Origin of the sequence: Kitasatospora sp. NPDC004723 (assembly GCF_040609255.1) — a bacterium.
GTDB lineage: Bacteria > Actinomycetota > Actinomycetes > Streptomycetales > Streptomycetaceae > Kitasatospora.
Genome location: NZ_JBEXJT010000060.1, coordinates 17,564 through 38,299, shown reverse-complemented (window position 1 = coordinate 38,299; position 20,736 = coordinate 17,564). Strand labels below are relative to the sequence as shown.

Below are 20,736 nucleotides of genomic sequence, written 5' to 3'. Positions count from 1 at the left end.
CGCAGGGCCCCCGCCGACTCGACGGTCGGCGGGGGCCCTGTGGCGTCGGTGGCCAGGTGGCCGGTTCAGCCGGCGTCGTACTGGTCGACCCTGAACGGGCGGCTGCCCTGGGCCTCGGCCTTGAGCCCGGCCGCGCGGCCCTTGAAGGCGCGCTCGGTGTCGAGGTCGTGCTCGGCGAGGAACTCCAGGGTGGCGGTGTGGACCGCGGCGAGCACCGGGTGGGAGGCGTTGAGCGCGTTGTCGGCCATGGTGCGGGTGCCCCAGGGCTGACCGGCCCAGCTGTGCCGCAGGCCGAAGGGCTCGGGCAGGCCGAGGCCGCCGCCGAGCCAGGAGAGCAGGCTGGGCGTCCGGTAGAAGGGGGCGCGGACGGCCTGCCGGACGACCTCGTCGTTGTCGATCAGCGGGAGCTTGACCGTGCGGTCCTCCCAGAACCGGAAGGTCTTGGAGACCGACTTCTCCTTGTCCTTGGGCTTGTCGAAGAAGAAGCCGTTGATCGGGCCGAGGGCGTAGCCGGCGACGGTGATGTTGAGGGTGTTGGCGAGCAGGACGACGGTGACGGTGAAGGTCAGGACGAGCTTGCCGTCGTGGGTGATGAACTGGGTGGCGAGGTAGTGCCGGGGGCCGCCGCCGAAGGTCTGCTTGTCGGCGATGGCCTGGACGGCGAAGTCGCGCATGTGGTCGCCGTCCATGTCGGCGCTGCCGGGGCGGCTGATCTCGTCGGCGCTCTCGCCGACCTCGAAGACGACCCACTGCTTGACCTGGACGTTGGGCATGCCGCTGTTGGCGACCTCGCTGATGCCCAGGGCCTTGAGGTGGCCGGAGATCTTGCGGACGAGGTCCCAGGGGTGGAACTGGCGGAAGTCGATCTGGCCCTCGGCGGGGCGCAGGGTGTCGATGAGCTTCCACTCGCCCCAGCGGCGGCCGGCGCCGAGGATGCCCTTGGGGCCGGCGTAGTGCTGGACATTGGTCTCCTGCTCGGCCTCCAGGCGGCCGAGTTTGGCCCGCAGGTCGGCGGCCTTCTTGTCGAGGTCGTCGCGGGGGACGGCCATCGGGACGGTCGCGGCGACGGCGTTGCCGTCGGCCAGGGAGAGCCAGCGGGCGCGCAGCTCGACGGCGGTGCGTTCGACGATGCGCCGGGCGAGGTACCAGCCGATCACCGGGGCGAGCATGACGACGCGCAGGTAGAGGCCGAGGATGCCGCCGGCCGGTGGCTTGATCGCGAGCAGCACGGCGAGCGCGGCGGCCAGCAGCAGGACGGCGGCCCCGTAGGCGCCGGCGTTCTTGGGGTTGTCGCGCTTGAGCCAGGCGCGCAGCTGGAAGGCGCCGAGCCAGACCAGGGCGCCGGGCAGGCAGAGCAGGCCGGTGACGACGGAGACGGTGGACAGCTGCCGGTCGCGGTTGCGGCGGATCTCCTCGGCGGCGAGGGCGTGCTCGACGATCTGGCGGGTTTCCACCCCGAAGGAGGGCACCAGGGGCTTGCGGTCGCCGCCGAGGGCGCGCGAGATGAGCGCCTTGCTGAAGGCCTCGCCGAAGTTGGGCGCGAACAGGGCGAAGCGGCCCTTCTTCGCGCTGACGCCGTCGAGTTTGCCGGCGCCCTCCTCCAGGTTGCTGTCGCGGTAGGCGGCCGAGGAGAGCGCCTGGGTGCCGGCGGTCTGCGGGCCGGCGTCGGTCCGGGGTATCTGCGCACCCGGGGTCATGTCGAGTGTGGTCACGGTGGCGTCCCCTCCTCCCCTTTGTCCTGCGGCAGGTTACCGTGCCGGGGTGCCGGCGCGGGCATGATCGTCTGAAGTGCCGTCACGAACGGGCCACGATGGACCTGTGGGGCATGATGCCCACGTTTCGACCGTTCGACGCACCGGCCGGTGCCCGGTCGCGGGCGGTCGGACGGGATGGTGCACGATGGCGGCATGGAGAGTGGTGGGCTGACGGATCCGGTGCTGGTGTTCGACGGGGACTGCGGGTTCTGCACGACGTGCGTGACCTGGGCGGAGCGCTTTCTGCGGCAGGCGCTGGCGTCGGGGGGCTGGGAGGCGGTGCCGTTCCAGTTCGCGGACCTGGCGGGGCTGGACGCGGTGGCCGGGGGGCGCGCGGAGGTGTCCTGGGAGCGCGCGGAGCGCGAGGTGCTCTGGGTGACGCCGGCGGGCCGGGTGTACGGCGGGGCGCAGGCCGTGGCGCGGCTGCTGATGCGTTCGGGCGGGGTGTGGGCGTACCTGGGCGGGGTGCTGGCGCTGGCGCCGGTGCGGCCGGTGGCGGCGCTGGTGTACCGCTGGGTGGCGAAGAACCGGCACCGGATGCCGGGCGGGACGCCGGCCTGCGCGCTGCCGCGGCGCTGAGCCGCAGCGACTCGGAGACTAGTCCTCCCGGCCGTTGAAGCGGGCGGCGAGGGCGGCCGGCATGGGTTCGTGGCGCAGGTGGGCGCGGGTGAACTCGGCGGTGCCGTGGGTCAGTGAGCGCAGGTCGACGGGGTAGCGGGCGAGTTCGAGTTCGGGGACCTCGGCGCGCAGCAGGGTGAGGCCGGGGCCGCCGGTCTCGGTGCCCAGGACGCGGCCGCGGCGGGCGGAGAGGTCGCCGAGGACGGCGCCGAGGTAGTCGTCGGGCAGCAGGACGCTGACGGCGGCGACGGGTTCGAGGAGCCGGATGACGGCGTGTTCGGCGGCGTCGCGCAGGGCGAGGGCGGCGGCGTTCTGGAAGGCGGCGTCGGAGGAGTCGACGGAGTGCGCCTTGCCGTCGGTGAGGGTGACCCGGATGTCGACGAGCGGGTGGCCGGTGGCGACGCCCTTGGCGAGCTGGGCGCGGACGCCCTTCTCGACGGAGGGGATGAAGTGCTTGGGGACGGAGCCGCCGACGACGTGTTCCTGGAACTCGAAGCCGGATCCGGCGGGGAGGGGTTCGACCTCCAGGTCGCAGATGGCGTACTGGCCGTGGCCGCCGGACTGTTTGACGAGGCGCCCGTGGCCGGCGGCGGCGGTGCCGAAGGTCTCGCGCAGGGCGACCCTGTGCTCGACGGTGTCGACGTGGACACCGTGACGGTTGCGCAGCCGGTCGAGCACGGCGTCGGCATGGGCCTCCCCGGTGCACCAGAGGACGAGCTGGTGGGTGTCGGGGTTCTGTTCGAGGCGTAGCGCGGGGTCCTCGGCGGCGAGCCGGGACAGGGCCTGGGAGAGCTTGTCGTCGTCGGCCTTGCTGTGGGCCTCGACGGCGATGGGCAGGAGGGGTTCGGGCAGGGTCCAGGTGTCGAGTTCGAGTTGCCCGCCGGGTTCCTGGACGGTGTCGCCGGCGCGGGCGGTGGTGAGTTTGGCGGCGCAGACGAGGTCGCCGGCGACGGCGTGCGGGACGGGTCGCTGGAGTTTGCCGAAGGGGCTGGTGAGGCCGGTGACGCGCTCCTCGCCGTCCTGCTCGGCGGGGTGGTCGGGGCCGGTGAGGCGGATGCGGGTGTCGGGGCGCAGGGTGCCGGCGTAGAGGCGCAGCAGGCTGATGCGGCCGACGTAGGCGTCGCCGGTGACGCGGACGACCTGGGCGGCGAGGGGTGCTTCGGGGTCGCAGTCGGGGGCGGGGCGGGTGCGTTCGGCGGGGGTGGGGAAGGTGGTGGTGATGAGGTCGAGGAGTTCGGTGGCGCCGAGGCCGTGTTCGCTGGTGGGGACGGCGGGGTGGAGGGTGCAGGCGAGGACTTCGCGGCGCATGCCGGCTTCGAGGGAGTCGGTGTCGGGGGTTCCGCCGGTGAGGTACTGCTCCATGAGGGTGTCGTCCTGGCCGGAGATGGCCTCGACGAGGCTCTCGCGGGCGGGGGCGGTGTCGGGCAGGGGGTCGGCCTGGCCGTAGGTGTGGCCGGTGAGGAGGTCGACGCTGCCGTCGGGGTGGCCGTCGTGGTGGACGGGCAGGAAGAGCGGCCGGAGGGTGTCGGGGCCGAGGCCGAAGGCGTCGTGGCAGGCCGTGAGGATGTCGTCGAGGCTGCCGCGGGCGATGTCGAGTTTGGCGACGGCGATGGCGCGCGGGATGTTCTCGGCGGCGCACTCGCGCCAGAGGGCGCGAGTGGCGGCGGTGACGGGGTCGGTGGCGGAGACGACGAAGACGGCGGCGTCGGCGGCGTGCAGGGCGGCGCGCAGGTCGGCGGCGAAGTCGGGGTGGCCGGGCGGGTCGATCAGGTTGATCTTGGTGCCGCGCCACTCCAGGGGGAGCACGGAGAGCTGCACGGAGCGCTGCTGCTGGTGCTCGATGGATTCGTGGTCGGAGACGGTGGTGCCGTCGGTCACCCGTCCGGGGCGGCCGATGGCGCCGGCGGCGTGGGCGAGGGATTCGGCGAGGGTGGTCTTGCCCACGCCGGCGCAGCCGATGAGGACGACGTTGCGCAGGTCGCTCGGGCCGGTGACGGCGGGGGCCTGGCCGGCTCTGGCGTTGCTGCGGTCGGGCATCGGGGTCTCCTCCCGTCGCGCCGAGGCTGTCGGTGAAAGTCTAGGGGCGGGGGCACCGAGGGGCGCGCGAGCGGCATCCGGGGGCGGTGTGTGCGCGGGGGAGGTCGGTGGGCGTGGCTACGATGGGTGCGCCGGATGGGCTGATCCATCGGGTCGTCTGCCGCGCATCTGGCCGCAGGCGGGTACCAGGGAGATCGGAGCGGTCGGGAAGGCCATGCTCAACAAATACGCGCGTGCCTTCTTCACACGTGTCCTGACCCCGTTCGCCGCGTTCCTCATCCGTTTGGGTGTGAGCCCGGACACCGTGACGCTGGTCGGTACGGCCGGTTCGGTGGCGGGTGCGCTGGCGTTCTTCCCGCGCGGGGAGTTCTTCTGGGGCACCATCACGATCACGCTGTTCATCTTCTCGGACCTGGTGGACGGGAACATGGCGCGGCAGCTGGGGCGGTCCACGAAGTGGGGGGCGTTCCTGGACTCGACGCTGGACCGGGTCGCCGACGCGGCGATCTTCGGTGGTCTGGCCATGTGGTACGCGGGCAAGGGCGACAACGACCTGCTGTGCGCGGTGGCGGTGTTCTGCCTGGCGAGCGGGCTGGTGGTGTCGTACACCAAGGCGCGGGCGGAGAGCCAGGGGCTGCCGTGCGACGTGTCGGGGCTGGTGGAGCGGGCCGAGCGGCTGGTGATCAGTCTGGTGGCGGCCGGTGTGGCGGGTCTGCACACGTTCGGGGTGCCGTACGTGGAGTGGCTGCTGCCGGTGGCGCTGTGGCTGGTGGCGGTCGGCAGCCTGGTGACGGTGTTCCAGCGGATGCTGCAGGTGCGCCGTGAGGCGTTCGAGGCGGACCGCGTGGCGGCCGGAAGCTGAGAGGGGGCCCGCGGTGGAGGACCGAGTCGCGGTGAAGGACCGAGCGGTGGACCGACTGGTGTACACGGCGTACGCGGCGGGTTGGGGGGCGCTCAAGCACCTGCCCGAGCCGGCGGCGCGGGCGCTGTTCGACCGGCTGGCGGACTACGCGTGGCGGCGGCGCGGCAAGCGGGTGCTGCAGCTGGAGGCGAATCTGCTGCGGGTGTGCCCGGAGGCGGACGAGGCCCGGCTGCGGGAGCTGTCGCGCGCCGGGATGCGCTCGTACATGCGGTACTGGCAGGAGTCGTTCCGGCTGCCGGTGTGGGGCCGCGGGCGGGTGCTGCGCGACGTGCGGGTGGACGGCTTCGAGCACGTGCAGCAGGCGCTGGACGCCGGCCGGGGCGTGGTGGCGGCGCTGCCGCACATGGGCAACTGGGACCTGGCGGGCGCCTGGGTGGCGAGCCGCGGGTACCCGTTCACGACGGTGGCGGAGCGGTTGAAGCCGGAGCGGCTGTTCGACCGGTTCGTGGCGTTCCGGGAGAGCCTGGGCATGGAGGTGCTGGCGCTGACCGGCGGCTCGGTGAGCGTGGTGGGCACGCTGGCGCGGCGGCTGCGGGCGGGGAAGCTGGTCTGCCTGGTGGGGGACCGCGACCTCTCGGAGGCGGGCATCGAGGTGTCGTTCTTCGGTGAGGCGACGCGGATGCCGGCCGGTCCGGCGGCGCTGTGCCAGCGGACCGGGGCGGCGCTGCTGCCGGTGTCGGTCTGGTACGAGGGCCGGACCATGCGGGCGCAGGTGCACCCGGAGGTCGTGGTGCCGGCGCAGGGCGACCGGGCGGAGAAGACCCAGGTGATGACGCAGGCGATGGCCGGGGTGTGGGAGGCGGCGATCCGGGAGCACCCGGAGGACTGGCACATGCTGCAGCGCTTCTGGCTGGCCGACCTCCCGGTCCGTGAGACGGTGGAGGCGGGGGCGTCCCGGGCCGCGGGCGGCGCCCGTCCGGCCGTTCGGGAGCCTGCCGTCCGTCCGGCGGCGGAGTCGGCCGGGGAGCCGGCGGCCGAGGCGTCGGGGGCCTGAGCGCGCCCGTCCGCCCGACCGCAGTCCGTACCCGTACCCGCACCGCCCGCAGGATTCGAGGAGACCCGTGAAGATCGGCATCGTCTGCCCGTACGACTGGGACGTCCCCGGTGGCGTGCAGTTCCACATCCGGGACCTCGCCGAGCACCTGATCGGCCTGGGCCACGAGGTGTCGGTGCTGGCGCCGGCCGAGGACGACGAGGCGCTGCCGCCGTACGTGGTGTCGGCGGGGCGGGCGGTGGCGGTGCCGTACAACGGCTCGGTGGCGCGGCTGAGCTTCGGGATCCTGTCGGCGGCCCGGGTGCGGCGGTGGCTGCACGAGGGGCGGTTCGACATCCTGCACGTGCACGAGCCGGCCTCGCCGAGCCTGTCGATGCTGGCGGCGTGGTCGGCGTCGGGGCCGATGGTGGGCACCTTCCACACCTCGAACCCGCGCTCGCGGGCGATGATCGCGGCCTCGCCGATCCTGCAGCCGGGGCTGGAGAAGATGCGGGCGCGGATCGCGGTGAGCGAGTACGCGCGGCGCACCCTGGTGGAGCACCTGGGCGGGGACGCGGTGGTGATCCCCAACGGCGTGGACGTGGGCTTCTTCGCCGGCGCGGAGCCGGACGAGCGGTGGAGCGGCGGCGCGGCCGAGGGGCGGCCGGGGACGATCGGCTTCATCGGCCGGATCAACGAGCCGCGCAAGGGGCTGCCGACGCTGCTGGCGGCGCTGCCGCGGATCCTCGCGGAGCGGCCGGGGGTGCGGCTGCTGGTGGCGGGCAAGGGCGACGAGGAGGAGGCGGTCGCCGGGCTGGCGCCGGAGGTCCGGGCGCAGGTGGAGTTCCTGGGCATGGTGAGCGACCGGGACAAGGCCCGGCTGCTGCGCAGCGTGGACCTGTACGTGGCGCCGAACACCGGTGGCGAGAGCTTCGGGATCATCCTGGTCGAGGCGATGTCGGCGGGGGCGCCGGTGCTGGCGAGCGACCTGGACGCGTTCAAGCAGGTGCTGGACGGCGGGGACGCGGGCGAGCTGTTCCCGGTGGAGGACGCGGACGCGCTGGCGCGCACCGCGGTGCGGCTGCTCGGGGATCCGGCGCGGCTGGAGGAGCTGCGCAAGGCGGCGTCGCGGCACGTGCGGCGGTTCGACTGGTCGACGGTGGGCGCGGACATCCTGGCCGTGTACGAGACGGTGACGGCGGGGGAGGCCGCGGTGGTGGAGGACGAGCGCAGCGGGCGGCGCGGCCGGTTCGGGCTGGCCCGGGACTGAACGGGCGGCGGGCGCGGTTAAGGTCGGACGGTTCCACCGTCCGCAGTCCCCGTGTCCCTGGAGGGCCCGATGCCGCAGATCTCCGTCGACTACTCCCCGAGCCTGGCCGCTTCCTTCGACCGCCGTGAGCTGGGCCTGGCGATCAACCGGCTGGCGGTGGAGACCATCGCCGCCCAGCCGGAGGGCTGCAAGACGATCTTCCGGCCGACCGACCCGGAGGTCGTGGTCGGCTTCGGCGAGCGCCCCGAGGCGCAGGTGTTCGTCCAGTTCCAGATCTTCCCGGGGCGCAGCCCGGAGGCGAAGTCGGCGCTCACCGAGGGGGTGCTGGCGCTGCTGGCGGAGCGGGTGAAGCCGGCGCCGGGGGAGCGGCTGCACCTGGCGGTGGACGTGCGTGACATCGACCGCGAGGCGTACCGGAACACCGCGATCGAGGGGTGAACCGGGGGCACCCGGTAGCGTAGCGCCCCGTGACTACCTGGATCTGGGCCGGCGTGGCCGTGGTGCTGTTCGGCATGTACCTGAGTTGGACGGCCGGAAGGCTGGACCGGCTGCACGCCCGGATCGACGCCGCCCGTGCGGCGCTGGACGCGCAGCTGGTCCGCCGGGCGTCGGTGGCGATGGAGCTGGCGACGTCGTCGCTGCTGGATCCGGCGGCGTCGCTGCTGCTGCTGGACGCGGCGCACGCGGCGCGGCAGGCGGAGGACGAGCAGCGCGAGGTGGCGGAGAGTCAGCTGAGCCTGGCGCTGCGGGCGGTGTTCGCGGAGTCGGAGCAGGTGGCGGCGCTGGTGGCGGAGCCGGGCGGCGAGGACGCGGTGCGGGATCTGACGGCGGCGGTGCGGCGGGTGCCGATGGCGCGGCGGTTCCACAACGACGCGGTGCGGGCGGCGCGGGCGGTGCGCGAGCACCGGCTGGTGCGGTACTTCCGGCTGGCGGGCAAGGCGCCGTTCCCGATGGCCTTCGAGATGGACGACGCGCCGCCGGTGGCGCTCACTCCCGAGGGTGCTCCGGCCTAGGCCGTGCCTGGCGGCACCTGTCCGTGGCACCCGCTCCACCTGCGGTGGCGGCTTGCCCCGGATACGGCCTCTTTGTCGTATCCCACCGGACCGGCTGGACTTGGTGGCGCATGGAGGGCCGGTTTCTTCCGCCTACCATAGGGCGATAGCACTGGTTCATCTTCGAGTGAGGTCTCACGTGTCCACCACCCCCACCACCGCAGACCAGCCGCAGATCGGTACCGCCCGGGTGAAGCGCGGCATGGCCGAGCAGCTCAAGGGCGGTGTGATCATGGACGTGGTCAACGCCGAGCAGGCCAAGATCGCCGAGGACGCCGGCGCTGTGGCCGTCATGGCCCTGGAGCGGGTGCCGGCCGACATCCGCAAGGACGGCGGCGTGGCGCGCATGTCGGACCCGAACATGATCGAGGAGATCATCGGCGCGGTCTCGATCCCGGTCATGGCGAAGTCCCGGATCGGCCACTTCGTCGAGGCCCAGGTCCTGCAGTCGCTGGGTGTCGACTACATCGACGAGTCCGAGGTGCTGACCCCGGCCGACGAGGTCAACCACTCCGACAAGTGGGCCTTCACCACCCCCTTCGTCTGCGGTGCCACCAACCTGGGCGAGGCGCTGCGCCGCATCGCCGAGGGCGCGGCCATGATCCGCTCCAAGGGCGAGGCCGGCACCGGCAACGTCGTCGAGGCGGTCCGCCACCTGCGCCAGATCAAGAACGAGATCGGCCACCTGCGCGCCCTGGACCACAACGAGCTGTTCGCCGCCGCCAAGGAGCTGCGCGCCCCGTACGAGCTGGTCAAGGAGGTCGCCGAGCTCGGCAAGCTGCCGGTCGTGCTGTTCTCCGCCGGTGGTGTGGCCACCCCGGCCGACGCCGCGCTGATGCGCCAGCTGGGTGCCGAGGGCGTCTTCGTCGGCTCGGGCATCTTCAAGTCGGGCGACCCGGCCAAGCGCGCCGCCGCGATCGTCAAGGCCACCACCTTCTTCGACGACCCGAAGATCATCGCCGACGCCTCCCGCAACCTGGGCGAGGCCATGGTCGGCATCAACTGCGACACCCTGCCGGAGAGCGAGCGGTACGCCAACCGCGGCTGGTAATGCGCTGTGGACGGCCCGCCGCGCGGTGAGATCATCGGCGCGGCGGGCCGCCGTGCGTCGTCGAGTTCGAGAGTCAAGAGGTACGAGAAGTGTCCACTCCAGTCATCGGCGTCCTCGCCCTCCAGGGTGATGTCCGCGAGCACCTGGTCGCCCTGGCCGAGGCCGACGCGCTGGCGCGTCCGGTCCGTCGCGCGGAGGAGCTGGCCGAGGTCGACGCGCTGGTGATCCCCGGCGGGGAGTCCACCACGATGTCCAAGCTGGCGCTGCTGTTCGGCGTGATGGACCCGCTGCGCGAGCGGGTCGCCGCCGGCATGCCGGTGTACGGGACCTGCGCCGGCATGATCATGCTGGCCGACAAGATCCTGGACGGGCGCGAGGACCAGGAGACGGTTGGCGGCATCGACATGACGGTGCGCCGCAACGCCTTCGGCCGCCAGAACGAGTCCTTCGAGTCCGGCATCGCCTTCCGCGGCCTGGACGACGCCCCGGTGCACGGCGTGTTCATCCGCGCCCCCTGGGTGGAGTCGGTCGGCGCGGCCGTCGAGGTGCTGGCCGAGCTGCCGGCCGCCGACGGCCCGGAGAGCCGGATCGTGGCCGTGCGCCAGGGCAACCTGCTGGCCACCTCGTTCCACCCGGAGCTCACCGGCGACCACCGGGTGCACGCCTACTTCGTGCGCATGGTCGAGGAGCGCCTCGCCGCCGCGTGACCGCGCGTGCGTGACCGTGTGCGGTCCGGCGGCGGCCGCACCGGTAAGATCTCATCTGTTCATTTCCCTTTGGCGACGTAAAGGAGCTGGCGATGTCCGGCCACTCTAAGTGGGCTACCACCAAGCACAAGAAGGCCGTGATCGACGCCAAGCGCGGCAAGCTCTTCGCCAAGATGATCAAGAACATCGAGGTGGCGGCGCGCACCGGCGGCCCCGACCCGGCCGGCAACCCGACGCTCTACGACGCCATCCAGAAGGCGAAGAAGAGCTCGGTCCCGATCGACAACATCAACCGCGCCGTCAAGCGCGGTGGCGGCCTGGAGGCCGGCGGAGCCGACTACCAGACCATCATGTACGAGGGCTACGGCCCGAACGGTGTCGCGGTGCTCATCGAGTGCCTCACCGACAACCGCAACCGTGCCGCCTCCGACGTGCGCGTGGCGATGACCCGCAACGGCGGCTCGATGGCCGACCCGGGCTCGGTCTCCTACCTGTTCACCCGCAAGGGCGTCGTGATCGTCCCCAAGGCGGACGGCGTGGACGAGGACAAGCTCTTCGAGGTCGTCCTGGACCAGGAGCCCGAGGAGATCAACGACCTCGGCGACTCCTTCGAGATCGTCTCCGAGGCCTCCCGGATGGTCGCCGTCCGCACCGCCCTGGTGGACGCCGGCGTCGACTACGACTCGGCCGAGGCCAACTTCCTGCCGAGCATGCAGGTCGAGCTGGACGTCGACGGCGCCCGCAAGATCCTGAAGCTGATCGACGCCCTCGAGGACAGCGACGACGTGCAGAACGTCTTCGCCAACTTCGACATCAGCGACGAGGTCGGTGCGCAGCTCGACGCCGAGTGATCGTGCCCCCTCCCGGCCCGGCGGTCCCCAGGACCGCCGGGCCGGTGTCGTTCGGGGCGCTGTCGGTGGTGGCGGGTAGCCTTCGCAGGTCGGAGGAGATCGTGAGGGAGGGGGAGCCTTGGTACGGGTGCTGGGTGTCGACCCTGGGCTGACCAGGTGCGGCGTCGGCGTGGTCGAGGGCGCGCCGGGCCGGCCGCTGCGGATGGCCGGCGTCGGTGTGGTGCGCACCCCCGCCGAGGCGGAGATCGGGCACCGGCTGCTGTTGGTCGAGCAGGGTATCGAGGCCTGGCTGGACGAGCACCGGCCCGACCTGGTGGCCGTCGAGCGGGTCTTCGCCCAGCACAACGTCCGCACCGTGATGGGCACGGCGCAGGCCAGCGCGGTGGCGATGCTCTGCGCGACCCGGCGCGGCATACCGGTCACCCTGCACACCCCCAGCGAGGTCAAGGCCGCCGTCACCGGCTCGGGCCGGGCCGACAAGGCGCAGGTCACGGCCATGGTGCAGCGGCTGCTGCGGCTGGACGCGCCCCCCAAACCGGCCGACGCCGCCGACGCGCTGGCGCTGGCCATCTGCCACATCTGGCGCGGCGGCGCCGCCAACCGCCTGGAGGCCGCGATCCTGGCGGCCCGTACCAGCTCCCCGCACGGCCCGAGAGGAACCATCCGATGATCGCCTTCGTGCAAGGACCCGTGGCGGCGCTGTCCGGCGGCGTCGCGGTGGTCGAGGTCGGCGGGGTCGGCATGGCCGTGCAGTGCACCCCGAACACCATGGCCGGTCTGCGGCTGGGGGAGCCGGCCCGGCTGGCGACCTCGTTGGTGGTCCGGGAGGACTCGCTGACCCTGTTCGGCTTCGCGGACGACGACGAGCGGGCGATCTTCGAGATCCTGCAGGCGGCGCCGGGCGTCGGCCCCAAGCTCGCCCAGGCGATCCTCGGTGTGCACAGCCCCGACGCGCTGCGCCTCGCGGTCGCGAACGGCGACGAGAAGGCGCTGGTGGCGGTGCCCGGCATCGGCAAGGCCAAGGCGGCCAAGCTGCTGCTGGAGTACAAGGACAAGCTGGGCGCCCCGCACGGCGCGGTCCCCGCGCAGAAGCCGGTCGCCACCGGGCCGGCGCCGTGGAGCGAGCAGCTGCACTCCGCGCTGGTCGGCCTCGGCTACGCGCCGCGCGAGGCGGACGAGGCGGTCGCCGCCGTCACCCCGCAGGCCGAGGCGCAGCCGGTGCCGGACGTCGGCGCGCTGCTGCGGCTGGCGCTGCGCGGACTCAACCGTTCTCGCTGAAGCCATCTGACGACCTGTCCTTTTGTCGACACCGCCGACACCGAGGACGCCGACAACGCCGACGACACCGATGTGGGAGCCGCCTCCGATGAGCCCGTACGACTCCGAGCCCGCCGACCGGCTGGTGACCGCCGCCGCCGACGGTGAGGACCAGGCCGTCGAGGCGGCGCTGCGCCCCCGGCTGCTGGACGAGTTCATCGGCCAGGAGCGGGTGCGCGAGCAGCTGTCGCTGGTGCTGCAGGCGGCCCGCAAGCGCGGCGCGGCCCCCGACCACGTGCTGCTCAGCGGCCCGCCCGGGCTCGGCAAGACCACCCTGTCGATGATCATCGCGGCCGAGCTGGGCGCCCCGATCCGGATCACCTCGGGGCCGGCGATCCAGCACGCGGGCGACCTCGCGGCGATCCTCTCCTCGCTCGCCGAGGGGGAGGTGCTGTTCCTCGACGAGATCCACCGGATGTCCCGGCCCGCCGAGGAGATGCTCTACATGGCGATGGAGGACTTCCGGGTCGACGTGATCGTCGGCAAGGGGCCCGGCGCGACCGCCATCCCGCTGGAGCTGCCGCCGTTCACCCTGGTCGGCGCGACCACCCGGGCCGGTCTGCTGCCGCCGCCGCTGCGTGACCGCTTCGGCTTCACCGGGCACATGGAGTTCTACGCGCCCGCCGAGCTGCAGCGGGTGGTGCACCGCTCGGCCGCGCTGCTGGACGTGGAGATCGACCCGGCCGGCGCCGCCGAGATCGCCGGCCGCTCCCGTGGCACGCCGCGCATCGCCAACCGGCTGCTGCGCCGGGTGCGCGACTACGCGCAGGTGCGGCACGACGGCGTGATCACCCCCGCGATCGCGGGCCAGGCGCTGGACGTCTACGAGGTGGACGCCCGTGGTCTGGACCGGCTGGACCGGGCGGTGCTGGACGCGCTGCTGCGGCTGTTCGGCGGCGGCCCGGTCGGGCTGTCGACCCTGGCGGTCGCGGTGGGGGAGGAGGCCGAGACGGTCGAGGAGGTCGCCGAACCGTTCCTGGTCCGCGAGGGTCTGCTGGCCCGCACCCCGCGCGGGCGGATCGCCACCGCCGCGGCCTGGCGGCACCTGGGGCTCACCCCGCCGGCGCAGCCCGGACGCGCCGCGGCGGCCCCCCAGCCGGAGCTGTTCGCCCCGGACGGGGAGGGCGGATCCGGCCAGGGCTGACGACGCGCCGCCCGGTCAGGGCCGAACGGGTGATGTCGGAGCGTGTGCGGACCATGTGCGTCCGCTGCCCGGGGCGCCTGCGGAAGTCGGGGAAGAAGTCCGGGGAAACTGTGCAGGCGGAGGGTCGCCACTTTCGGCGGCATGATGCGATGCTTGGCGTTGTCCGATCAGTTCGGGGTCGCCTAGACTCCGCCGGACCGCCCCTCTCACCCGACGGGACGACCATTACCACACAGGCCGCCGGCCGGCGGCCCGTAAAGGACCCTGGCTGCAGTGAACCTCATCATCCTCCTCCTCCCGATCCTCGCCATCGTGCTCATGTTCCGGGCGCAGAAGAAGCGCCAGGCGCAGATGACCCAGATGCAGACGGCGCTCGAGCCGGGGGCGGGCGTGCGGACCATCGGCGGCCTGTACGCGCAGGTGAAGGCGGTCAACGAGGAGACCGTCGAGCTGGAGATCGCGCCGGGCGTGGTCACCCACTTCACCAAGAACGCGATCGCGGCGGTTCTGGACCCCGCCGAGTACGACGCGATCATCAACGGTCGCCCGGCCGAGGACGAGGGGGTCGACGCCTCGGACGAGGACGTCGAGGTCGAGGCCGGGTCGGCCGACGCGAAGCCGCTGTCGTTCAGCAAGGACGACGCCGACAAGGGCGACGCGAAGGCCGAGGCCGAGGGCGGGGCTCCCGCGAGCAAGTAGTACGGTCGGGCACCCGCCCGGCTGCGCGGCGTTGTGCCGCGAGCCCACAGGACTCAGGGCCGCAGTTCCGCCATTACCCCGCCCGGCCGCGTGCTGGGCGGGGGTCGGTGGGGGGAAGTGGCATGGACAGGGAGAAACGAGCAAGGTGGCAACACCCAAGTCGCGCCCGCGCGACGGTTACCCAGGGCGGGCGCTGGCCCTCATCCTGGTCGTCACCGTCGGACTGGTCGCCCTCATGTTCGGGACGGGCAACACCAAGCCCCGGCTCGGTATCGACCTCGCCGGCGGTACCAGCATCACGCTGAGCGCGAAGTCGACCGACCCCAAGGCGATCAACAAGTCCAACATGGACATCGCCACCGGGATCATCGAGCAGCGCGTCAACGGTATGGGCGTCTCCGAGGCGGAGGTCCAGACCCAGGGCGACCGCAACATCATCGTGAACATCCCCAAGGGCGGTGACAAGCAGAGCGCCGCCGACCAGGTCGGCACCACCGCGAAGCTCTACTTCCGCCCGGTCCTGGCCCTGGCCCCCAGTGGAATCCAGGCCCCGGCGCCGACCGCGACCCCGTCCGCGGGCGCGAGCGGCACCCCGAGCGCCGCCGCCACCCCGAGCGGGACCGCGGCCGCCACCGGCACCCCGAGCGCCGCCGCGACCGGTACGCCGAGTGCGAGCGCCACCAAGCAGGGCCGCCCGGCCGGTGAGGCCCTCGCGGCCGACAACCCGACCACCCCCGCGGCCACCACCGCCGGCACCCCCGCCGCCCCGAGCGCCGCCGCGACCGACCCGGCGGCCACGCCGGACCTCTCCGCGGCGATGACCTCGGGCACCGTCCCGCCGGAGCTGGCCGCCCAGTTCGGCTCGCTGGACTGCACCAAGCCGGAGCAGCGGAACAAGAACTACCAGAGCGCCGAGGGCGCGCCGACCGTCGCCTGCACGCAGAAGGACGAGAACGGCGCCTACTACAAGCTGGCGCTGGGCCCGGTCGCGGTCATGGGGGCGGACGTCTCCAAGGCGCAGGCCACCATCGACACCCAGCAGGGCGGCGGCTGGCAGGTCCAGCTGCAGTTCAACGGCAAGGGCACCGACGCGTTCACCGCCGTCACCGGTCAGCTCGCCACCCAGCCCGACCCCACCAACCAGTTCGCCATCGTGCTGGACGGCCAGGTCGTCTCCCACCCGTACGTGCGCAGCGCCATCCCCGGCGGCTCGGCCGTGATCTCCGGCAACTTCAGCCAGACCGAGGCGCAGAGCCTGGCCAACGTGCTGAGCTTCGGCGCCCTGCCGCTGGAGTTCACCACCAGCGACGTCACCACCGTCTCCCCGCAGCTCGGCGGTGACCAGCTGAAGGCCGGTCTGATCGCCGGTCTGATCGGCATGATCCTGGTGGTCGCCTACTCGCTGCTCTACTACCGGGGCCTGGGCCTGATCTCGATCGCCGGTCTGCTCGTCTCGGCGGCGCTGACCTACTCGATCATGAGCCTGCTCGGCGCGGGGATCGGCTTCGCGCTGAACCTGCCGGCGGTCTGCGGCGCCATCGTCGCGATCGGTATCACCGCCGACTCCTTCATCGTGTACTTCGAGCGCATCCGCGACGAGGTCCGCGAGGGCGCCTCGCTGCGCCCGGCGGTCCAGCGGGCCTGGCCGCGCGCCCGGCGCACCATCCTGGTGTCGGACTTCGTCTCCTTCCTCTGTGCCGCCGTGCTCTACCTGGTCTCGGTCGGCAAGGTGCAGGGCTTCGCGTTCACGCTGGGCCTGACCACGGCGCTCGACGTCGTCGTCATCTTCCTGTTCACCAAGCCGCTGATCACGCTGCTGGCCCGCCGGAAGTTCTTCTCCGAGGGTCACCCGTGGTCCGGCCTGGACCCGAAGCGGCTGGGCGCCCGCCCGCCGCTGCGCAGCACCCGCCGTCGTTCCCCCTCGTCCTCCGCCGCCGTGAAGGGGGCCTGACACCGTGTCGCGCTTCTCCAATCTGGGCCACAAGCTCTACCAGGGCGAAATCAGCTTCGACTTCGTCGGCCGGCGCAAGCTCTGGTACAGCATCTCCGCGGTGATCGTCCTGGTCGCCGGGATCGGCCTGGCGATGGGCCTGCACCTGGGCATCGAGTTCAAGGGCGGCTCGGTCTACACCGTGACCAAGCCGGGCCTGACGGTGTCGCAGACCCAGGAGGCGGTCGACAAGATCGTCTCCTCGCACCCGCTGGTGCAGTCGACCGACAACGGCAAGATCCGCATCCAGGTCTCCTCGGAGGACAAGACCACCTCCGCCGAGGTCACCGGCAAGCTCTCGCAGGAGCTCGGCGTCCCGGTCGGCGAGATCGAGGCCCAGGTGATCGGCCCCAGCTGGGGTGAGCAGATCTCCAACAAGGCGCTCACCGGCCTGGTCATCTTCATGATCCTGGTGACGATCTACCTGGCGATCGCCTTCGAGTGGCGGATGGCGGTGGCCGCCCTGGTCGCCCTCATCCACGACCTCCTGATCACCATCGGCGTCTACGCCCTGGTGGGCTTCGAGGTCACCCCGGGCACCGTGATCGGCTTCCTGACCATCCTCGGTTACTCCCTCTACGACACGGTCGTCGTCTTCGACACCGTGAAGGAGAACACCAAGGGGATCACCAAGCAGAACAAGCTCACCTACAGCGACGCGGCCAACGCGGGCCTCAACCAGACCCTGGTCCGCTCGCTCAACACCACCGTGGTCGCGCTGCTCCCGGTGGCGGCGCTGCTGTTCATCGGCGGCGGTCTGCTGGGCGCCGGCACCCTGAACGACATCTCGCTGGCGCTGTTCATCGGTCTGGCCGCCGGTGCCTACTCGTCGATCTGCGTCGCCACCCCGCTGCTCGCGCAGCTCAAGGAGGAGGCGCCGGAGATGAAGGCCCTGGCCAAGCGGGTCGCCCAGCGCCGCGCCGCCGACGCCAAGGCCGCCGTGGCCAAGGAGGCCGGCGAGGCGGGCGAGGCCGAGGAGATCGCCGACGAGGACCTGCCGGCGGGTATGGTCGGTCAGCGCGGGCGCCCGGCCGGCACCACGCGTGCCAAGGGCCGTCCGTCCACCAAGCGCTGACCGCCGCCGACCGTAAGGACCCTTCGTGACCACCGCCGACACCCCCCTGGCCGAGCTGCTCACCAGCCGGATCCGGGACGTCCAGGACTACCCGAAGCCGGGCGTGCTGTTCAAGGACATCGCGCCGCTGCTCGCCGACGCCGAGGCCTTCGGCGCGCTCACCCGGGCGCTCGCCGGCCGGGCCGCGGAGCTCGGGGCCACCAAGGTGGTCGGCCTGGAGGCGCGCGGTTTCGTCCTGGCCGCGCCGGCGGCCTTCGCGGCCGGGCTCGGCTTCGTGCCGATCCGCAAGCAGGGCAAGCTGCCCGGCGAGGTGTTCCGCCGCTCCTACGAGCTGGAGTACGGCTCGGCGACGCTGGAGGTCCAGTGCGACGCCTTCGCGCCCGGTGAGCGGGTGCTGGTGGTGGACGACGTGCTCGCCACCGGCGGGACCATCGGTGCCTCGCTGGACCTGGTCAAGGAGGCCGGGGCCGAGCTGGCCGGTGTGGTCGTGCTGATGGAGCTGGGCTTCCTCGACGGCCGCGAGCGGCTGGCGCCGCACCTGGGCAGTGCTCCGCTGGAGACGCTGGTCACGGTCTGAAGTCCCGCAGGGCCCATCGAACGGCGGGCGGCGGTCGGAATGCTCCGGCCGCCGCCCGCCGTTGTGTCAGGCGTGTGTCCGCCGCGTGTGCGGGCCCGGCCGACCGAACGTCCTGACGCCGGGCTCGGTACCATGAAGATTCATCCCCTCCCGGTTGCGCGAGCCGTGCGGCGCCCGCGGGGGGCAGGCCGAGCGCCCTGAGGAGTGTCCTTGCCCGACGAGGTTGTGCCCACGGCGGCTGCGGCCGCCCCCGAGAACCGGCCCACGGCCTCGGGGGCCACCCCGGCACGCCCGGCGCCGACCCCGTCCCGCCCGTCCGCCCCGGTCGGCCGGGCCGCCTCCGCCGGCGGCATGCGGGCCCGCCTCGCCCGCCTCGGCGGCCAGCGCTCCAGCGTGCTCAACCCCGTGCTGGAGCCGCTCTTCCGCTCCATCCGGGCCAACGACCCCAAGGCCGACCCGGCGCTGCTGCGCGACATCGAGAAGGCGTACGCGGTCGCCGAGAAGTGGCACCGCGGGCAGAAGCGCAAGAGCGGCGACCCGTACATCACCCACCCGCTGGCGGTCGCGACCATCCTGGCCGAGCTCGGCATGGACGCCCCGACCCTGATGGCCGGGCTGCTGCACGACACCGTCGAGGACACCGACTACGGCCTGGAGACCCTGCGCAAGGACTTCGGCGACTCGGTGGCCCTGCTGGTGGACGGCGTCACCAAGCTGGACCGGGTCAAGTTCGGCGAGGCCGCCCAGGCCGAGACGGTGCGCAAGATGGTCGTCGCGATGGCCAAGGACCCCCGGGTCCTGGTGATCAAGCTGGCCGACCGCCTGCACAACATGCGCACCATGCGCTACCTCAAGCGGGAGAAGCAGGAGAAGAAGGCCCGCGAGACCCTGGAGATCTACGCCCCGCTGGCGCACCGGCTGGGCATGAACACCATCAAGTGGGAGCTGGAGGACCTCGCCTTCGCGATCCTCTACCCCAAGATGTACGACGAGATCGTCCGGCTGGTCGCCGAGCGCGCCCCCAAGCGGGACGAGTACCTGGCGACCGTCATCGACCAGGTCCAGGGGGACCTGCGGGGCGCCCGGATCACCGCCTCCGTCACCGGCCGGCCGAAGCACTACTACTCGGTCTACCAGAAGATGATCGTCCGGGGCCGGGACTTCGCCGAGATCTACGACCTGGTGGGCATCCGGGTCCTGGTCGACACCGTCCGCGACTGCTACGCGGCGCTGGGCACCATCCACGCGCGGTGGAACCCGGTGCCGGGGCGGTTCAAGGACTACATCGCGATGCCCAAGTTCAACATGTACCAGTCGCTGCACACCACGGTGATCGGTCCCGGGGGCAAGCCCGTCGAGCTGCAGATCCGCACCTTCGACATGCACCGCCGCGCCGAGTACGGCATCGCCGCGCACTGGAAGTACAAGCAGCGCGCGGTGGCCGGCGCGTCCAAGGTGCGCACCGACACCCCGACCCAGACCCGCAAGGACGACAAGGCCGGCGCCGTCAACGAGATGGCCTGGCTGCGGCAGCTGCTGGACTGGCAGAAGGAGACCGCCGACCCCAGCGAGTTCCTGGAGTCGCTCCGCTTCGACCTGGCCAGCAACGAGGTCTTCGTCTTCACCCCCAAGGGCGACGTCATAGCCCTGCCGGCCGGGGCCACCCCGGTGGACTTCGCGTTCGCGGTGCACACCGAGGTCGGCTACCGCACCATCGGGGCCCGGGTGAACGGGCGGCTGGTGCCGCTGGAGTCGACCCTGGAGAACGGCGACACCGTCGAGGTGTTCACCTCCAAGGCGGAGAACGCCGGGCCGTCCCGGGACTGGCTGGGCTTCGTCAAGTCCCCGCGCGCCCGCAACAAGATCCGCGCCTGGTTCTCCAAGGAGCGCCGCGAGGAGGCGATCGAGCAGGGCAAGGAGGCCATCGCCCGCGCGATGCGCAAGCAGGGCCTGCCGATCCAGCGGATCCTCACCGGCGACTCGCTGGTCACCCTCGCCCACGAGATGCGCTACCCGGACATCTCCTCGCTGTACGCGGCGATCGGCGAGGGCCACGTCACCGCGCAGAGCATCGTCCAGAAGCTGGTGCAGGCGCTCGGCGGCGAGGAGGGCGCCACCGAGGACCTCGCCGAGACGGCCACCCCGACCCACGACAACCGGCGCGCGGTGCGCCGCCGGGCCAAGGGCGACCCGGGTGTGATCGTCAAGGGCGTCGAGGACGTCTGGGTCAAGCTGTCGCGCTGCTGCACCCCGGTGCCGGGCGATGCCATCGTCGGCTTCGTCACCCGCGGCAACGGCGTCTCGGTGCACCGCGCCGACTGCGTCAACGTCGACGCGCTCAGCCAGCAGCCCGAGCGGATGATCGAGGTCGACTGGGCGGCCACCCAGTCGTCGGTCTTCCTGGTGGCCATCCAGGTCGAGGCGCTGGACCGCTCCCGGCTGCTCTCGGACGTCACCCGGGTGCTGTCCGACCAGCACGTCAACATCCTGTCGGCGGCGGTGCAGACCTCCCGCGACCGGGTGGCGATGAGCCGCTTCACCTTCGAGATGGGCGACCCCAAGCACCTGGGCCACGTCCTCAAGGCGGTCCGCGGCGTCGAGGGCGTCTACGACGTCTACCGCGTCACCTCGGCCCGCAAGTAGCCGAGCCGCACGAGCCGCACACGGCCGTGCGACGCGAAGGGCCCCCGGGGAGCGCT

General features: G+C 72.4%; 18 protein-coding genes and 1 pseudogene. 17 read left to right on the top strand and 2 right to left on the bottom strand.

Annotated elements, in window-relative coordinates; genetic code table 11:
* Window positions 1-65 precede the first annotated feature (65 nt).
* The gene (locus tag ABZW10_RS34980) at window positions 66-1,712 is read right to left on the bottom strand and encodes a hypothetical protein (protein ID WP_355374465.1); all 1,647 of its coding nucleotides are present in this window, start codon (window positions 1,710-1,712) and stop codon (window positions 66-68) included.
* 195 nt (window positions 1,713-1,907) lie between these two features.
* Between ABZW10_RS34980 and ABZW10_RS34975 the strand changes: the two genes are divergently transcribed.
* Entirely contained in the window at window positions 1,908-2,333 is a 426-nt protein-coding gene (locus ABZW10_RS34975; protein WP_355374462.1) for a DUF393 domain-containing protein, read from the top strand.
* An 18-nt stretch (window positions 2,334-2,351) separates the two neighbouring features.
* Here the strand turns inward: ABZW10_RS34975 and ABZW10_RS34970 are convergent, their stop codons facing one another.
* Window positions 2,352-4,409, bottom strand: a complete 2,058-nt coding sequence (locus tag ABZW10_RS34970) for an elongation factor G-like protein EF-G2 (protein WP_355374460.1) — start codon at window positions 4,407-4,409, stop codon at window positions 2,352-2,354.
* 214 nt (window positions 4,410-4,623) lie between these two features.
* On the opposite strand from ABZW10_RS34970, the gene pgsA reads away from it, so the two are divergent.
* The 16 genes and pseudogenes from pgsA to ABZW10_RS34890 form a co-directional block, all read left to right on the top strand.
* On the top strand, window positions 4,624-5,271 hold the full coding sequence (gene pgsA / locus ABZW10_RS34965) for a phosphatidylinositol phosphate synthase (protein WP_355374457.1): 648 nt from the start codon (window positions 4,624-4,626) through the stop codon (window positions 5,269-5,271).
* Window positions 5,272-5,317: 46 nt separating this feature from the next.
* Window positions 5,318-6,325, top strand: a complete 1,008-nt coding sequence (locus ABZW10_RS34960) for a phosphatidylinositol mannoside acyltransferase (protein WP_355374454.1) — start codon at window positions 5,318-5,320, stop codon at window positions 6,323-6,325.
* 67 nt (window positions 6,326-6,392) lie between these two features.
* A complete protein-coding gene (locus tag ABZW10_RS34955; RefSeq protein WP_355374451.1) occupies window positions 6,393-7,574 on the top strand; it encodes a glycosyltransferase family 4 protein in 1,182 nt (393 codons plus the stop codon).
* A gap of 69 nt (window positions 7,575-7,643) precedes the next feature.
* Window positions 7,644-8,012 (top strand): isomerase, encoded by a 369-nt coding sequence (locus ABZW10_RS34950; protein ID WP_355374449.1) that lies wholly within the window; start codon window positions 7,644-7,646, stop codon window positions 8,010-8,012.
* Window positions 8,013-8,086: 74 nt separating this feature from the next.
* The gene (locus ABZW10_RS34945) at window positions 8,087-8,587 is read left to right on the top strand and encodes a hypothetical protein (RefSeq protein ID WP_355374490.1); all 501 of its coding nucleotides are present in this window, start codon (window positions 8,087-8,089) and stop codon (window positions 8,585-8,587) included.
* 178 nt (window positions 8,588-8,765) lie between these two features.
* The gene (gene pdxS / locus ABZW10_RS34940) at window positions 8,766-9,677 is read left to right on the top strand and encodes a pyridoxal 5'-phosphate synthase lyase subunit PdxS (RefSeq protein ID WP_350545123.1); all 912 of its coding nucleotides are present in this window, start codon (window positions 8,766-8,768) and stop codon (window positions 9,675-9,677) included.
* 89 nt (window positions 9,678-9,766) lie between these two features.
* Entirely contained in the window at window positions 9,767-10,384 is a 618-nt protein-coding gene (pdxT, locus tag ABZW10_RS34935) for a pyridoxal 5'-phosphate synthase glutaminase subunit PdxT (RefSeq protein WP_355374446.1), read from the top strand.
* Between the two features lie 92 nt (window positions 10,385-10,476).
* Window positions 10,477-11,235 (top strand): YebC/PmpR family DNA-binding transcriptional regulator, encoded by a 759-nt coding sequence (locus tag ABZW10_RS34930; protein ID WP_355374443.1) that lies wholly within the window; start codon window positions 10,477-10,479, stop codon window positions 11,233-11,235.
* 118 nt (window positions 11,236-11,353) lie between these two features.
* Window positions 11,354-11,905 (top strand): crossover junction endodeoxyribonuclease RuvC, encoded by a 552-nt coding sequence (ruvC, locus tag ABZW10_RS34925; protein WP_355374441.1) that lies wholly within the window; start codon window positions 11,354-11,356, stop codon window positions 11,903-11,905.
* Window positions 11,902-12,513: a Holliday junction branch migration protein RuvA gene (gene ruvA, locus ABZW10_RS34920; protein WP_355374438.1), complete on the top strand. Its 612-nt coding sequence runs from the start codon at window positions 11,902-11,904 to the stop codon at window positions 12,511-12,513. Before ruvC ends, ruvA begins: the two co-directional genes overlap by 4 nt.
* An 88-nt stretch (window positions 12,514-12,601) precedes the next feature.
* Complete coding sequence (ruvB, locus tag ABZW10_RS34915; protein WP_355374435.1) at window positions 12,602-13,696, top strand: Holliday junction branch migration DNA helicase RuvB; 1,095 nt, start codon at window positions 12,602-12,604, stop codon at window positions 13,694-13,696.
* Between the two features lie 273 nt (window positions 13,697-13,969).
* Window positions 13,970-14,395 (top strand): preprotein translocase subunit YajC, encoded by a 426-nt coding sequence (gene yajC, locus ABZW10_RS34910; RefSeq protein WP_355374432.1) that lies wholly within the window; start codon window positions 13,970-13,972, stop codon window positions 14,393-14,395.
* Window positions 14,396-14,630: 235 nt separating this feature from the next.
* Window positions 14,631-16,346 (top strand): protein translocase subunit SecD, encoded by a 1,716-nt coding sequence (gene secD / locus ABZW10_RS34905; protein ID WP_355374487.1) that lies wholly within the window; start codon window positions 14,631-14,633, stop codon window positions 16,344-16,346.
* A gap of 4 nt (window positions 16,347-16,350) precedes the next feature.
* Complete coding sequence (gene secF / locus ABZW10_RS34900) at window positions 16,351-17,460, top strand: protein translocase subunit SecF (protein ID WP_355374430.1); 1,110 nt, start codon at window positions 16,351-16,353, stop codon at window positions 17,458-17,460.
* 25 nt (window positions 17,461-17,485) lie between these two features.
* Window positions 17,486-18,037, top strand: a complete 552-nt coding sequence (locus ABZW10_RS34895) for an adenine phosphoribosyltransferase (protein WP_355374428.1) — start codon at window positions 17,486-17,488, stop codon at window positions 18,035-18,037.
* A 330-nt stretch (window positions 18,038-18,367) separates the two neighbouring features.
* A pseudogene (locus ABZW10_RS34890) lies at window positions 18,368-20,680 on the top strand (bifunctional (p)ppGpp synthetase/guanosine-3',5'-bis(diphosphate) 3'-pyrophosphohydrolase); the annotation flags it as partial.
* Window positions 20,681-20,736: the final 56 nt, after the last annotated feature.